General features: G+C 73.1%; 10 protein-coding genes and 2 pseudogenes. 9 read left to right on the top strand and 3 right to left on the bottom strand.

Annotated features, from left to right (window positions below; all coding sequences use genetic code 11):
• The first annotated feature begins 18 nt into the window (after positions 1-18).
• The 9 genes from QK442_RS35405 to QK442_RS35365 all read left to right on the top strand — a co-directional run bounded on the left by QK442_RS35405 (position 19) and on the right by QK442_RS35365 (position 13,065).
• On the top strand, positions 19-5,547 hold the full coding sequence (locus QK442_RS35405; RefSeq protein WP_349239706.1) for an amino acid adenylation domain-containing protein: 5,529 nt from the start codon (positions 19-21) through the stop codon (positions 5,545-5,547).
• Positions 5,544-5,759 (top strand): MbtH family protein, encoded by a 216-nt coding sequence (locus tag QK442_RS35400; RefSeq protein ID WP_282698245.1) that lies wholly within the window; start codon positions 5,544-5,546, stop codon positions 5,757-5,759. Before QK442_RS35405 ends, QK442_RS35400 begins: the two co-directional genes overlap by 4 nt.
• A gap of 164 nt (positions 5,760-5,923) precedes the next feature.
• Positions 5,924-6,334 carry a cobalamin-dependent protein gene (locus QK442_RS35395; protein WP_282698244.1) on the top strand — a complete coding sequence of 137 codons (411 nt, stop codon included), beginning with the start codon at positions 5,924-5,926 and terminating at the stop codon, positions 6,332-6,334.
• Entirely contained in the window at positions 6,331-7,665 is a 1,335-nt protein-coding gene (locus QK442_RS35390) for a methylaspartate mutase (RefSeq protein ID WP_282698243.1), read from the top strand. The genes QK442_RS35395 and QK442_RS35390 overlap by 4 nt, the downstream gene beginning before the upstream one ends.
• 312 nt (positions 7,666-7,977) lie before the next feature.
• Positions 7,978-8,991: an asparagine synthetase A gene (locus tag QK442_RS35385; RefSeq protein WP_282698242.1), complete on the top strand. Its 1,014-nt coding sequence runs from the start codon at positions 7,978-7,980 to the stop codon at positions 8,989-8,991.
• Entirely contained in the window at positions 8,988-10,487 is a 1,500-nt protein-coding gene (locus tag QK442_RS35380; RefSeq protein ID WP_282698241.1) for a glutamate synthase-related protein, read from the top strand. The genes QK442_RS35385 and QK442_RS35380 overlap by 4 nt, the downstream gene beginning before the upstream one ends.
• Positions 10,484-11,002, top strand: a complete 519-nt coding sequence (locus QK442_RS35375; RefSeq protein WP_282698240.1) for a hypothetical protein — start codon at positions 10,484-10,486, stop codon at positions 11,000-11,002. The genes QK442_RS35380 and QK442_RS35375 overlap by 4 nt, the downstream gene beginning before the upstream one ends.
• Positions 10,983-12,302, top strand: coding sequence for an MFS transporter (locus QK442_RS35370; RefSeq protein ID WP_282698239.1), 1,320 nt, complete (start codon positions 10,983-10,985; stop codon positions 12,300-12,302). The genes QK442_RS35375 and QK442_RS35370 overlap by 20 nt, the downstream gene beginning before the upstream one ends.
• A gap of 7 nt (positions 12,303-12,309) precedes the next feature.
• Complete coding sequence (locus QK442_RS35365) at positions 12,310-13,065, top strand: 4'-phosphopantetheinyl transferase superfamily protein (RefSeq protein ID WP_282698238.1); 756 nt, start codon at positions 12,310-12,312, stop codon at positions 13,063-13,065.
• 58 nt (positions 13,066-13,123) lie between these two features.
• Here the strand turns inward: QK442_RS35365 and QK442_RS35360 are convergent.
• From QK442_RS35360 to QK442_RS35350, 3 genes and pseudogenes are all read right to left on the bottom strand, one after another.
• A pseudogene (locus tag QK442_RS35360) lies at positions 13,124-13,873 on the bottom strand (IS256 family transposase); the annotation flags it as partial.
• A 24-nt stretch (positions 13,874-13,897) separates the two neighbouring features.
• Positions 13,898-14,908 carry an IS30 family transposase gene (locus QK442_RS35355; protein ID WP_282698237.1) on the bottom strand — a complete coding sequence of 337 codons (1,011 nt, stop codon included), beginning with the start codon at positions 14,906-14,908 and terminating at the stop codon, positions 13,898-13,900.
• Positions 14,909-15,086: 178 nt separating this feature from the next.
• Positions 15,087-15,563 (bottom strand): annotated as a pseudogene (locus QK442_RS35350) (transposase); the annotation flags it as partial.
• Positions 15,564-15,695 lie beyond the last annotated feature (132 nt).

The following is a 15,695-nucleotide window of genomic DNA, read 5'->3' as shown; positions in this document are numbered from 1 at the left end:
GCTGCTGTCGTTGATCTTGTGGAACGGCACGAGGTGTTGCGTACCGTTTTCCTCGCTCCCGGCGACGAGCCCTACCAGCACGTTCTTGCTGCCGGTGCGGTGCGGCTGCGGACTGTTGAGGCTCCCGGGGGTGAACTTCCCGGTCTTGTCGCCCGTTTCACCGCGGAGACCTTCGATCTCGCCCGTGAACTCCCGTTGCGTGTGGCTCTGTTCCTGCCCGAGGACGGTCCCGGTGCCACCCTCGCTGTGCTGCTTCACCACGTCGCCGGCGACGGCTGGTCGCTCACGCCGCTGATGGCCGATCTGGCCGCCGCCTATGCGGCCCGTGCCGGGGGCCGGGTTCCCGGCTGGGAGCCGCTGCCTGTCCAGTACGCCGATTACACCTTGTGGCAGCACGACGTCCTCGGCGCCCCCGACGACCCCGACTCGGTCGCGGGCCGGGGCCTTGCCCACTGGCGGGGTGCTCTCGCGGGTCTGCCGGCTGTCACCCCCCTGCCTCTCGACCGGCCCCGGCCCGCCCTGCGTGACCATGCCGGCGGTCTGGTGACCGCCCGTGTCGAACCTGTTGTCCATGCCCGGCTCGTCCGTCTGGCCGAGGACCACGACGCCAGCCTTCTCATGGTCCTGCAGGCCGCTCTCGCCCTTGCTCTGCGCGCGGCCGGGGCGGGTGGCCGGCTCGCTCTTGGCACCCCTGTCGCGGGCCGTGACGACGAGGCTCTTGACGATCTGGTCGGCTTTTTCGTCAACACCCTGGTGCTGCCCACCGACACCACCGGCGAGCCCGCTTTCGCCGCTCTCCTGGACCGGGTCCGGGACACCGACCTGGCGGCCTTCGCTCACCAGCGGCTCCCCTTCGACCTGCTCGTCGAACACCTCAGCCCGTCCCGTGCGCCCGGTGTCCATCCTTTCTTCCAGGTGATGCTCACCCTGCGTACCGCCGGGCCCGAGCCGGAAGGGTTCTCCTTCGGGGGTCTCACCGGCCGTTTCGCTGCCGGGGACGGCCCCGCCACCACCAAGTTCGACCTCACTGCCGCCTGTGTCGACCACCGTGACGCCGCCGGTGTTCCCGCCGGGCTGACTGTGGGTTTCGAATACGCCCGGGACGTCTTCGACGAGGAGGTTCCCCGGCTCCTGCTCACCGCCCTGGTGCGCGCCCTGCGTGCTGCCGCCGGCGACCCGGCCGCGCCGGTGGGGGACGAGGTCCTCCTTCCCGCCGCCGACCGCCGTGCTCTGGAGGCGCGCCGTGACCGTGCCGACGCCGCCTTGCGGATCGAGGACACCGGCCGGGCCGCAGTCGTCGACAGCGCACTCGTCGGCACCCTGTGCGCCCTGTTCGCCGAGGTCCTCGGTCTCGACCAGGTCGGACCGGGCGAGGGCTTCTTCGCCATCGGTGGTCACTCCATGAGCGGTGTCCGCCTCGCCAACCGTGTCCGTGCCCGTCTCGGCGTGGACGTCCAGGTCCGTGACCTTCTCCTCGCTCCCACTCCCGAGGCTCTCGCCCGCCGTATCACCGCCCGTGCCACCGCTTCCGGCCCCGGCGGCGGGCCGGAGCCCGCTCGCAGGTCCCGCCCCGTTCCCCGTGCCGACCGGCCCGGCCGTCTTCCGCTCTCCTGTGCCCAGCGCAGGCTGTGGTTCATCGACACCCTCGAAGGCCCGTCCGCCTCCTACAACATCCCGCTCGTCCTGCGCCCCGTCGCCCCTCTCGATCCTGCGGCTCTGGCCGACGCGCTCGCCGATGTCTGTGACCGGCATGAGGTGTTGCGTACCCGTTACCGTGCGGTGGACGGCGAGCCCTACCAGGACGTCCTCACCGGTGTCCGGCCCGCTCTCGACCGGCGGACCGTTCCCGCCGGCCGGCTCGCGCAGGCCGCCGCCGAGGCGGCGGGACACGTCTTCGACCTGGCTGAGGAGATCCCGCTGCGGGCCGCGCTCCTGACCCCCGATGACGGCAGCGGGCAGGTCCTTGTCCTCCTCGTCCACCACATCGCCGCCGACGGCTGGTCCACCGGACCCCTCCTGGCGGACCTCGCCGCCGCCTACACCGCCCGTGCCGGGGGCCGGGTTCCCGGCTGGGAGCCGCTGCCTGTCCAGTACGCCGATTACACCCTGTGGCAGCATGAACTCCTCGAAGGCCCCGGGGCCGACACCCACCGGGCCTTCTGGCGCGACACCCTCACCGGTGCCCCCGCCGCCGTCGACCTGCCCGCTGCCCGTCCCCGGCCCGCCGAGGCGAGCCACCGCGGCGCCCACGTGCCGATCAGTGTCGATGCCGCCACCCACGCGGCCCTGGAGGCCCTCGCACGGCGCGGCGGTGCCACCCTCTTCATGGTCCTGCAGGCCGCCCTCGCCGCCGTCCTGACCCGGCACGGCGCCGGTACCGACCTGCCGCTGGCGACCATGACCGCCGGCCGGGACGACGAACACCTCGGCGGTCTCGTCGGCTTCTTCGTCAACACCCTCGTCCTGCGCACCGACACCTCCGGCGACCCCGCCTTCACCGAGCTCCTGGACCGGGTGAGGCGGACCGATCTGGCCGCCTACGCCCACCAGGAACTCCCCTTCGACCGGGTCGTCGAGCACCTCAACCCGCCCCGCACCACCGCTCACCACCCGCTGGCCCAGATCGTCGTCCAGCTCCACCACGACTACACCCGGCACGTCCCCGGCACCTTTGCCGCGCACGACCTGTTCCGCGAGGACGGCCCCGCGCTTTTGACCACCGTCACCACCAAGTTCGACCTCACCTTCGCCCTGACCGAGCAGCGGCACCCCGACGGCCGGCCCGCCGGCCTGACCGGCGGACTCGAATACGCCACCGACCTCTTCGACGCCCCCACCGCCGCCCTGCTGGCCGCCCACCTCGGGCGCACCCTGCGTGCCGCCGCCACCGACCCGGCCGTCCGCATCGGCGACCTGCCCCTGCTGACCGACGCCGACCGGCTGTGCCTGACCGGCCACTACAACGACACCGCCACCGTCCTTGCCGAACGCGGCACCGTCCACGGCCTCATCGCCCGCCGGGCCGCCCGCACCCCCGGCGCCCCCGCCCTGATCACCGGCACCGAGACCCTCACCTACGAAGAGCTCGACGCCCGCGCCGACGCGCTCGCCGCCCGCCTGCGCGCCGCGGGCACCGGCAGGGGCGACACCGTCGGCGTCCTCCTCGACCGGGGCGTGACGCTGGTGGTCACCGCGCTCGCCGTGCTCAAGTGCGGCGCCGCCTACCTGCCGCTCGACCCCCGGCTGCCCGAGGCGAGGATCCGGCTGATGCTGCAGGACGCCGGTACCCGGCTCGTGGCCACCGACCGGCACCACACCGCCCCGCGGGACGTACGGACCCTGCTCGTCGAGGCGCCGGCGCCGGAGGCGGACGCGGACGCGGACGCGGGGGCCCCGTGGGGCAGCGGCGCGGCGGAGGTCTGCGAGGACGACCTGGCGTACGTGATGTTCACCTCCGGCTCCACCGGCCGCCCCAAGGGCGTCGCGGTCACCCACCGCAACGTCGTGGAACTGGCCGCCGACCGCGACCTGTCCCTCGGCCCGGGCCGGCGGATGCTGGTGCACTCCGCGACCGGCTTCGACGCCTCCGTCTTCGAGGTGTGGGTCCCGCTCCTTGCCGGCGGCAGCCTGGTCCTCATGCCCGGCGACGGCACCGATCTGGCCGAGACCGCCCGCACGGTCCGCGAACACGGCGTCACCACCGCCTACTTCACCGCCGGCCTCTTCCACGTCATGGCCGACGAGGGCCTGGACACCCTCCGCCTGCTGCGCGAGGTGTGGACCGGCGGCGACGTCGTCTCACCCGCCGCCGTCCAGCGGGTCCTCACCCACTGCCCCGACACCGTCCTGGTCCACTCCTACGGCCCCACCGAGACCACCTTCGCCTCCCACAACCAGTGGTTCACCACCACCCAGCGCGAACTCACCGGCACCGGGCTCCATCTGGGCCGGCCCATGGACAACACCCGCAGCCACGTCCTGGACGAGGCGCTGCGGCCCGTCCCGCCCGGTGTCCCCGGCGAGCTGTACATCGCCGGCACACACGTCGCCCGCGGCTACACCGGCCGTCCCGCCCTGACCGCCGAGCGGTTCGTGCCCGACCCCTTCGAGGGCGACGGCAGCCGCATGTACCGCACCGGCGACCGGGTCCTGTGGACGGCGGACGGCGAACTGCGCTTCCTGGGACGGGCGGACGGCCAGATCAAACTCCGCGGCGTCCGCATCGAACCCGGCGAGGTCGAGCGGGTGCTCGCCGCCCACCCGGCCGTCGGCCAGGCGCTCGCCGTCGTCCGCGAGGACCGGCCCGGCGACAAGAGCCTGGTCGGATACGTCGTCCCGCGCGCGGGCGGCACCGTCACCGGGGCCGAACTGCTCGCCCAGGCCCGCCGGCTGCTCCCCGAACACCTCGTCCCCCACACGGTCGTCGTCCTCGACGCCCTGCCGCTGACCGTCAACGGCAAGCCCGACCGGGCGGCGCTGCCCGCCCCCCGCCGGCCCGCCGCACCGGGCGGGCGGGCGCCCCGCAACGCCCGCGAGGAAGTCCTGTGCGCGCTGTTCGCGGAGATCCTCGACGTCCCCCGCGTCAGTGTCGACGACAACTTCTTCGCTCTTGGCGGACACTCCCTGCTCGGCGTCCGCCTGGTCAACCGGATGCGCGGTGTCCTCGGCGTCGAACGCACCGTCCGCGACCTCTTCCGCGCCCCCACCCCCGCCGGCCTCCTCGGCGAGGAGACCGGACCGGACGGCAGGGGCGGCGGCGACGGCGGCACGGCGGCCTCGGCCTTCGGGATGCTGCTGCCGCTCAGCCCCGCAGGCAGGCGCCGCCCGCTGTTCTGCGTCCACCCCGGCACCGGCGTCGGCTGGGCGTACGCAGGCCTGGCCCGCCACCTCGGCCCCGACCAGCCCCTCTACGCCCTGCAGGCCCGCGCGCTCGCCGAGGCCGGCCACCGGCCCGGCAGCATCGAGGAGATGGCCGACGCCTACCTGGAACGGATCCGGCAGGTCCAGCCCTGGGGCCCCTACCGGCTGCTGGGCTGGTCCTTCGGCGGCCTGGTCGCCCACACCATGGCCGTACGGCTCCGGCAGGCCGGCCAGAGCGTCGAACTGCTCGCCCTCATGGACGTCCACCAGACCGGACCCGGCAGCGTCCGCGTCCTGCCGCCCGAACAGAGCGCACCCCAGCCCGCCGCCGACGTGGCCGAGGCGATGGACCGCATCCGCCGCGAGGACCCCGTCCTGGCCGGCTTCTCCACCGCCGAACTGCGCGCCGTGCTGCGCGCCTCGAAGACCCACGCCCGGCTCATGGCCCGCCACGTACCCGGCCGGGCCGACACCGACATCCTCTTCTTCACCGCCCGCCGCCCAGGAGAGCCCGAAGGCGCCCTGGCCGCCACCTGGATCCCCTTCAGCGAGGGAATCATCGAGAACCACACCCTCGAACACGGCCACCTCCACCTGGCCGAACCAGAACCCCTCGCCATCATCGGAAACATCGTCTCGGAGAAACTCTCCGCCCTGCAGAAAAAAGAAACGAGGACCCAGTCATGAGCGATTCCGTCAACCCCTTCGACAACGCCGAAGGCACCTTCCACGTCGTCGTCAACGACGAGGGCCAGCACTCCCTGTGGCCGTCCTTCGCCACCGTCCCGGCCGGCTGGACCAGCGTCTGGGGCCCCGGCGACCGGGGAGAAGCCCTGGAGTACATCACCGCCCACTGGACCGACATCCGCCCGCGCAGCCTCGTCGCCCAGTACGCCTGACACCCTGACAGCCACACCCGAAAAGGCGCCGCGCCCCGCATTCCCAGCGGGGCGCGGCGCCTTTCCCGTACCTCCTCCGCATTTTCCCTCAGAATCGAAAGTGCCGGTCGCTGCTGCCGCTCCCACTTCCCCTTCCGGAACCTTTCGAAAATTATTCTTCAGGCATGAAGATTCTCTTGAGCGGAACCGCCTCGGATTCCCATACGTGGAATCTCGTGTACCTCCGGCTCTTCCTGGAGGAGCTCGGGTACGAGGTCGTCGGGCTCGGCCCCTGCGCAGGTGCCGAACTCCTCGCGGACGCCTGCCGGCGGCACGCGCCCGACGCGGTGGTGCTCAGCAGCGTCAACGGCCACGGCTACCGTGACGGCCTCGCCGCCGTCCGGCACCTGCGCGCCGACCCCCACCTGGCCGGCCTGCCGGTCGTCCTCGGCGGCAAGCTCGGCGTCGCCGGAGGCGGCCAGGACGAGGACACAGCCCGCCTCCTCGACGCCGGCTGCGACGCGGTCCTGGGCGACGACCTGGCCGCGCTGCGCGGCTTCCTCGCCGCCCACACGCGCAGGGAGGCCGTGGCGTGACCCCGCTCCCCGCCGGCCCGGCCCCCTCCTTCGGCGCCTTCGTCGCGGCCTCCGCCGCCGCCGGCCGGCTCGTCGTCCAGCCCCGCATGGGCTTCGGCGACCCCCGCCTGATGCGCACCGGCCTCGCCCGCACCCGCAGCGCCACCGCGCACACCGCCGGCACCCTCACCGTCGACAGCTACACCCGCGTCGGCGACCTGGCCGCCGCCCGCGCCGCCGTCGCGGACGGCACCCGCCTCAACGGCTACCCGATCGCCGCCCACACCCCCGACACCACCCGCGCCGTCCTTGACGGCCTGCACGGCGCCGGCTTCCCCGTCCAGGTCCGCCACGGCTCGGCCCGCCCCGAGCCCATCATCCGCGCCCTGATGGCCGCCGGCCTCGACGCCACCGAAGGCGGCCCCGTCTCCTACTGCCTGCCCTACGGCCGCACCCCGCTGCGCGATTCCGTCACGGCCTGGGCCCGCGCCTGCGAACTCCTCGCCACCAGCGCCCGCCCCGGCACCACCCCGCACCTGGAGAGCTTCGGCGGCTGCCTCCTCGGCCAGCTCTGCCCGCCCAGCCTGCTCGTCGCCACCAGCCTCCTGGAGTGCCTCTTCTTCGTCCGCCACGGCCTGCGCAGCGTCTCCCTCAGCTACGCCCAGCAGACCCACCCCGGCCAGGACGCCGAAGCCCTGCGCGCCCTGGGCCGGCTCGCATCCGACTTCCTCCCCGCCGACGTCGAACGCCACCTCGTCCTCTACACCTACATGGGCGTCTACCCGCGCACCGAACGCGGCGCCACCCGCCTGCTCGAAGCCTCCGCGCGGCTCGCGGTCCGCGCCGGGGCCGGCCGGCTCATCGTCAAGACCGCCGCCGAGGCCCACCGCATCCCCACCATCGACGAGAACGTCCGCGCCCTGGAGACCGCCGCCGCAGCCGCCGCCCTGACCGGCACCCCCGCCCCGGCCGCCACCGACGACGGCGAGACCTACCAGGAGGCCCGCGCCCTGGTCGAAACCGTCCTCGGCCTCCACCCCGACCTCTCCCGCGCCCTGACCGCCGCCTTCGCCCGCGGCCTGCTCGACGTCCCCTTCTGCCTCCACCCCGACAACCCCGGCCGCTCCCGGGGCTTCATCGACCCCTCCGGCCGCCTCCGCTGGGCCCGCACCGGCGCCATGCCGCTACGCCCCGACCCCGCCGCCGACACCACCCCCCTCACCGCCGACGGCCTGCTCAGAGCCCTGCACCACGTCGCCGACCACTACGACGCCCCCACCGGCCTTTCCACCCGCCACCCCACCGACGAAGACGGCCACGACCACCCCGCCGCCACCCCGCTCCCGGTCTGACCCCCACCCCCGCTCCCCGCCCCGCCCCGCTTCTCCGCCCGATCCCGCACCCGCAGCCGTCCCCGTCCGGCCCCGCACCCGTACCTGTCCCTGTCCGGCCCCGCCCCGCAGCCGTACCCGTCCCGCGCCCGTGTCCGACTCCGCCTTGCGCCGGCCCCGTCCCGCCCCTGCCACTCGCCCGATCCCGACCCGTACCTGCCCCACGACCACGCCCACGCCTGCCCCCCCACCCCCGCCACTCACCCGATTCGCCCGCCGGCCCCCGCCCCGCTGCCCGTACCCGCCGTTCGCCCGTTGAACAGGAGCCCTGCCATGGACCCGACCACTCCCACCACCGACGACACCGCGCCCCTCGCCCCGCCCCCGCTCGGCGAGCACCTGCGCTCGCCGAGGCTGCGTGCCGCCATGCTCGTCCAGCAGGAAGCCCTCCAGGCCGCCCGCAACTACCTGCGCGGCGAGGGCTTCACCGAACTCCTGCCTCCGCTCGTCGGCCCCGTCACCGATCCGGGCGGGCGCGGCGCCAAGGCCCTGGACATCGACTACTACGGCCACCCGTACAAGCTCATGACCAGCGCCATCCTCTACAAGCAGGCGTCTTTGCGCGGCTTCCCCCGCCTCTTCTACATCGCCCCCAACGTCCGCGTGGAACCCGAGGAGACCGCCACCACCGGCCGCCACCTGGTCGAGTTCCACCAGATCGACGTCGAGATCGCCGACGCGAGCCGCGAGGACGCCCAGGAGATCGCCGCCGGCCTGCTCACCCACGTCACCGACCACGTGTGGACGGCCGTTCCCGAGCTGCTGACCGGACTGGGCCGCCAGGAGGCCGACTTCGCGGACGTCCGCGCCGGCAAGTACGACGTCCGCACCCACCAGGAGGCCGTCGCCCGGCTCCTGTCCCTCGGCCACCCGCAGAACCCCGACGGCGAGATCGACTGGACCGGCGAGCGGATCCTCTCCCTGGAGAGCGACCGGCCGTTCTTCGTCGACGACTATCCCAAGGGATCACGCGGCTTCTACGACCGGGAGGACCCCGAACGCCCCGGCGTCCTGCGGAACTTCGACCTCATCGCCCCGCACGGCTACGGCGAGCTGGTCTCCGGCAGCGAGCGCGAGGCCGACTACGCCACCCTCGTCACCCGCATGCGGGAGAGCGGCGAGAACCCGGCCAAGTACGCCTGGTACCTGAAGGAGGCCCGCGAGGGCATCCCCTCCAGCGCCGGCTTCGGCATGGGCCTTCAGCGCCTGGTCCGCTTCCTCACCGGCCTGGACGCCCTCTGGCAGGTCAGCGCCTACCCCAAGCTCCCCGGGGTGGTGACCCCGTGACCACACCCCTGACCGCCTCCAGCCCCCCGGCCGCCCCGAGCATGCCGAGTACGCCGTTCGCCCCGACCACCCCCGTTGCCCCTGCCGACACGAGCACCCCGACCGGCACGCCCCCCCAGAGCGCCCCGGCCGCCCCCGCCCCCGCACCCGCTCCCGCGCCTGCCCCCGCCCTCACCGCCCCCGGCTTCCCCGAGACACAGGTCCGTGCCCGCGCCCGGCTCGGTACCGCCGCCGTCTTCCCCGACCCCACCACCTACGGCAGCCGCCTCTTCGGCCCCGAGAACGCGCCCGGTCCCGCGGACGCCCTGGACCGGATACGGATCGTGCCGCCCGTCTTCATGCCCGAGCGGCTGGAGAAACTCATCGACCTCGCCCGTGAGCCCGAGTTCGACGACGTCGACCTCACCACCCGCATAGGCGGCTTCACCGCCCGGCTGCCGCTCTACCTCTCCGCCTTCGGTTCCACCCGGGCCGGCAGCGGCGACCTCGCCGTCCACGCGAGCCGGCAGGCCGCACGGCTCGGCATCCCCATGGTCATCGGGGAGAACATGGTCCCCGTCCACGGCTACCGCCGCACCGCCACCAAAGGCGGCGACACCACCCGCTCCGCGCTCCTGGCCCGGGTGGAGGCGTACCTGGAGGCCGCACCCGACGGCGTCGGCGGCATCGTCGTCCAGCAGTCCACCGAGGACGCCGACTGCGAGGTGTGGAACCTCCTCTACAGCGACCCCGCCTTCCGGCCGCTCCTGGACACCGGCCGTCTCGCCTTCGAGCTGAAGACCGGCCAGGGCGCCAAGCCCGGCCTCGGCGGCATGACCGTCGTCGGCCGTGCCGAGGCCGAGGAGCTCGCCCGCCGTTTCACCGTGCGCGAGGTCTTCGGCGCCGACGCCCCCCACCAGCTGCGCTGCGCGGTCCCGGGAACCTTCACCGAGGAGATCCTCAGCCAGCAACTCCGCTTCATGCGCAACAACTTCCCCAAGGCCCGTACCTGGGTGAAGTTCCACCCCGGCCGCGACATCGCCCACGCCGCCCGTACGGCCTGGGCCGCGGGAGCCGACGCGGTCACCGTCGACGGCGCCGAGGGCGGCACCGGCTGGGCTCCCGGTGTCTTCCTCGACCAGGCCGGCCTGCCCCTCGCGGAGGCGTTGCGCCGCATCGGCACACCGGCCGGCTGCCTGCTGGCCACCGGCCGTGTCTGGGAGGGCGGCCGCGCGCTGCGCGCTCTCGCCCTGGGCGCCAGGGCCGTCGGCCTGGGCCGCGCCGCTCTCGTCGCCGTCGACGAGGACCCCGCCCACGGCCTCCGGCGCCTCGCCGACGCCCTCGCCCTCGAACTCCGCCTCCTCATCAGCGCCCTGGGCAAATACACCCCCGCCGCCCTGGCCCCCGACGACCTCTGGTCCCCGCCCCCGCCCTTCACACCCGACCCCGACCCCGACCCCGCCTCCGACACCGTCCACGGCCCCTTCCCGGCCCCGGCCCCAGGACACCCCCGGTGACCCCCGCCCGCCGCCGCTCCCGCCCGGCCCCCACCGTCCGCGCCCGCTTCTTGCTGCGGGAGATCCCCGGCATCACCGTCACCGCCGCCGGAAACCACAACACCCTCCCGCCCAGCCTCGACGCCACCGCCCGCCGCACCGCGCAGCGCGCCCTCACCGAAGCCGGCCGCGCCTACCTGGGCGGCCACATAGAACTCCGAGCCCCCCGCCGCACCCCGGCCCGCGCCCTGCGCCGCGCCACCACCAGGGCCGTCGCCGCAGCCGTCACCACCACCCTGCGCACCCTGACACCCGCCCCCACCACCCCCCTCGCCACCCCCCTCACGGCTCCTCTCACCACCCCCCACACAGCCCCCTCCACGGCCTTCCTCACAGCCCCGCCCCACCCCACCAACCCCACCAACCCCACCAGCCCTCACCGGCCACCGGGCCGCCCCCGACCCCACTCACCCGCCCACCCGCCCACCCACCGCCCCCGCACAGGAAGCCGGCCCCATGGCAGCGCCCACCACTGACGACCCGAACGCCCCCGGCATCCACTGGCGCCGCCTGACCAGCCTGGTCACCGGCCAGGCCGCCGTCCAGGCCGGCAGCTTCGCCCTCCTGATCGCGATGAGCTGGAGCGCCGTCCAGCTCGGCGGACGCGGCGCCGTCACCGCCGTCACCCTCGCCGCCACCCTGCCCCGCGCCCTCCTGCTCCTCTTCGGCGGCGCTCTGACCGACATCCTCGGCCCCCGCGCCCTGCTGCTGCGCGCCACCAGCGTCCGCGTCCTGGTCCTGGCCACCGGCGCCGTCGTCACCGCCACCACCCACACCCTGTGGCCGCTCGTCGTCATCGCCCTCGCCGACGGCATCCTGCTCGGCCTGACCGGCCCGGCCGCCGGAGTACTCCTGCCCCACCTCGCACCACGCGAGCACCTGGGCCGCGCCAACTCCCTGTTCTCGATGGTGCTGCGACTCGCACCGATCGCCGGTTCGCCGCTGGGGGCCTGGCTGGTGGTCGTCGGCGGCCTGCCCGCCGCCATGGCCGCCGCCACGGCCGGCTGCGTGCTGTGGCTGGGCTGCGCCGCCCACGTCACCGCCGGCATGCCCCGCCCGCAACCCGCCCCCCAGCAGCCCTCCCTGCTGCGCCGCTCCGGCGACGGCTTCCGCCTGCTGGCCGCCCACCCGCGGCTGCGATGGATGTTCGTGGCCTGCTTCGCGATGGACCTGGCGTTCTTGTGGCCCGCCGAGGTCGCCCTGCCGCTGCGCGCTGCCGCCCAGGGCTGGGGCGTCGGCGCGGTCGCCCTGGTCCTGGCCGCCTTCAGCGCCGGCGCGCTCGCCTCCGCCGCCCTGGGCGCGGCCCTGGCACACCGCGTCCCGGCCCGCCTCAAACTCGTGGTGACCGGCGCCGGCCTGGCCGCCGGCATGGGCGCCATGGCGCTCGTCCCCTCCCCGGGCCTCCTCGCCGCCACCGCCGCCGGCGTCGGCCTGCTGTCCGGCCTCAACGGCCCGGCCCTGGTGACCGCCTACCAGCAGGCGGTGCCCGAAGGAAGGATGGGCGCGGCGATGTCGACCTTCGCACTCTCCGGGATCGGAGCCGCCCCCCTGTCCCTGGCCCTGTTCACCCCCGTCTCGCTGCACCTGGGCGTGACCGGCACCTGGCTGCTGTGCGCCGCCGTCGCCCTGATGTCACCGATCGCCGCCGCCCTGGCCCTGCGCGGCACCGGGAAGAAGACCACAACCCACCCCCGCACCACCTCCCCGAAAACCACCGACCCGCAGTCCACCACTCCGAAAACCACCGACCCGCAGTCCACCGTCACGTCCGTGTGAGGCAGACATGATCCCCCTGACCCCAGCACCCCCGCCCGACCTGTACGCCTCCACCCCCGCCCTCCTGCACCCCACCCCGCTGCCACCACTGCCCGCCCCACTGCCGCAACCACCGAGCCCGCGCCCGCGCCCGCTGCACCCCCAGCTCTGGCTGGTGCCGACCGACACCCACCACACCACCGCGGCCAGGCACGCCCCCCTCGTCCTCGACCCCTCCGAACTGGCCCGCGCGCAGGAGTTCCGCCGCCCCGGCGACCGCGCCACCTACCTGTGCGCGCACGTCGGCCTGCGCCGGCTCCTGGGCGCCCACCTCGGCATCACGCCGCGCAGCGTGACGATGAAGCGCGCACCCTGCCCCTGCTGCGGCGAGCCGCACGGACGGCCCGTCCTGCCGGACGGCCGGCTGCACTTCTCCCTCTCCCACTGCGAAGGCCTGAGCCTGATCGCCGTGGCCACGAGACCGATAGGCGTGGACATCGAACGAGTCCCGCCTCCCCACCTGGTCGCCGAAGCCGCCGAAGTCCTGCACCCGGCCGAGGCCGCCGAACTGACCACACTGACCACCACCGGCAGACCGGACGCGTTCGCCCGCGTATGGACACGCAAAGAGGCCTACCTCAAGGGCCTGGGCATCGGCCTGGGCGCCGACCCCTCGGCCGAATACGTCGGCGCCGGCCCCACCCCCACACCCCCACCAGGCTGGCTCCTCGCCGACGTGGCCGCCCCACCCGGCCACCACGCCGCAGTGGCCCTGCTCCGCTGAACACCCCGCCGCTGTGGGGGTGTGTCCAGTAAACGGCTGATCCAGTTTCTGTAGTGGGTCAGTTGGCGGCCGGGGTGAGCCGGCCTTCGAAGGCGATCTGGAAGGCGTTCAGGGGTGCCTTCCAGCGTATGGTCCACCGCTTTCGGCCCTTGCCGGTCGGGTCCAGAGACATGAGGGCCATGTAGACGCACTTCATGGCCGCGGCCTCGTTGGGGAAGTGTCCGCGCGCCCGGACGGCCTTGCGGATGCGGGCATTGACGGACTCGATGGCGTTCGTCGAGCAGATGACCTTGCGGATCTCGACATCGAAGGAGAGGAAGGGTACGAACTCGGCCCAGGCGTTCTCCCAGAGCCGGATGACCGCCGGGTACTTCTTGCCCCAGGCTTCCTGGAACTCGCCGAACCGCTCGGACGCGGCGGCCTCGTTCGGGGCCGTGCAGACGGGCTTGAGCACCTTGGCGATCTTGTCCCAGTCCTGGCGGGCCGCGTGCCGGAAGCTGTTCCGCAGCAGGTGAACGACACAGGTCTGGACAATCGTTCGAGGCCAGACGGCTTCCACCGCCTCGGGCAGGCCCTTCAGCCCGTCACAGACCAGCATCAGGACATCGTCGACGCCCCGGTTCTTCAGGTCCGTGAACACGCTCAGCCAGTACTTCGCGCCCTCGCCGCCGTCACCGGCCCAGATCCCCAGGATGTCGCGGTGGCCCTCGGCGGTCACGGCCATGACGACGTAGATGGGGCGGTTCGCGACCTGCCCGTCCCTGATCTTCACGTTGATCGCGTCCACGAACAGCACCGGATAGACGCGGCGGTTTCCACTGATCGTTGCGAATCAGCAGTAAGCGAGCTCTCTCGACCAGCGTCTCATGACCTCGGCCGGGGTGCGGTCTCCGAGGACGCGGCGAGGACGTTCGTTGAGTTGTTGTTCGACTTGCGTGAGGTCGCGGAGGGTGTAGTGGGCGAGGCTGGTGCCCTTGGGGAAGTACTCCCGCAGCAGCCCGTTCGTGTTCTCGTTGGTGCCGCGCTGCCACGGTGAGTGCGGGTCGCAGAAGTAGATCCGGAAGCCGGTCAAGCCCTCTATCTCCTCGTGGTAGTAGAGCTCGCGGCCCTGGTCCCAGGTGAGCGTGCGCCGCAGGCTCGCGGGCCAGTCGCCGGTCTGGGCGACGAGTGCGTCGCGGACCTGCGGGGCTTTCCAGCCGCCGGGCAGGTGGATGAGCCGGACGTAGCGGGTGGCGCGGTCGACCAGGGTTCCGATGGCGGATCCTTGGCCCTTGCCGACGATCAGGTCGCCCTCCCAGTGTCCGGCCCGCTGGAGGCCCTCGGCCTCTCGAGGCCGGGTGTGGACCGGCCGCATGTTCGGGATGGCGTTCTTGGAGGGTATGCCCCGGCGCTGCTTCTTGCGGCGTGTCCTGCGGGTACGCAGTCGGGCGGTGCGCTTGTCCAGCAGCCCGTTGTAGAGCGCGCGGTAGATCGTCTCCGGGCAAGCGCTTATCGTCGCCTTGCCGGGGTGATTCCGGGCGAGGTGACGGGCGATCTGCTGCGGCGACCACCGCTGTTTCAGCTTGTCGTTGACGAAGGCACGCAGCTCGGTGTTGACACGGAGCTTCTCCTGCTTGGGGCGACGGCGCCGCAAGATGGCCTGGTTGTGAGACCACCACGGGTTGTAGGTGCCCTCGGGGCCGCCGCGGCCGCGGGAGATCTCGCGGTAGACGGTGGAACGGTGCTTGCCGATCTCCTCGGCGATCACCGCAGCCGTACGGCCGGCACGCAGGCCCTCGGCGATCGCGATGCGGTCGTCCTGGCTGAGGTATCGGTCGTCGACGGGTCTGTCGGGCAAGAGCATGCGTCCAGCCTTGATGAACCACAGCGAGCCCGCACTGGTGGATACGCCCACCCGGCGGGCAGCCGCTGCCCCTTTCAGGCCACCTCTACGCAGCTCGAAATACTCCTTTGGCACCGACAGCGGCAGACGGTTGGCTCCACCTCGCGGCATGGGTCCGACTCCTCTCAGGTGCCGCAACGATCAGTGGAAACCGCCCACGGTCCAGGGGACGGTTCTGCCATTCGGCCATGCCGTCCATGACCTTGTCGGTGATGGTGGAGATGGTCTGCTTGGACACCTCGGCGCCGTAGACCTCGGCCAGGTGCGCGGATATCTCACCGTGGGTGAGGCCCTTCGCGGACAGCGACAGCACCATCTCGTCGACGCCGGTCAGACGCCGCTGCCGCTTCTTGACGATCTGCGGCTCGAAGCTGCCGGCCACATCCCGGGGCACCCTGACCTCGACGGGGCCGACGTCGGTCAACACGGTCTTCGCCCGGGTGCCGTTGCGGCTGTTGCCGTTGTTCTTCCCTGCCGGATCGTGCTTCTCATAGCCGAGGTGATCGGTGATCTCACCCTCCAGGGCGGACTCCAGCACCCGCTTGGTCAGCTGCTGCAGCAGCCCGCCCTCGCCGGTCAGCTGCAGCCCCTCCGTACGGGCGCGGTCCACCAGCATCGCGATCAACTGCTCGTCCGTCGCCGTACTCGACGGCGCCTGGACCGGCTGCTCAGCGGGCTCGTGCTCAACGACGGTGTCGGTCATCTCTGGCATCTCCTTGATCATTAGATCCGCCGTTGATTAGACACT

Origin of the sequence: Streptomyces sp. CC208A, assembly GCF_030010625.1 — a bacterium.
Taxonomy (GTDB): Bacteria; Actinomycetota; Actinomycetes; order Streptomycetales; family Streptomycetaceae; genus Streptomyces.
The sequence above is the reverse complement of the archived record's forward strand: the minus strand, read 5'-3'. Positions and strand labels throughout refer to the sequence as shown.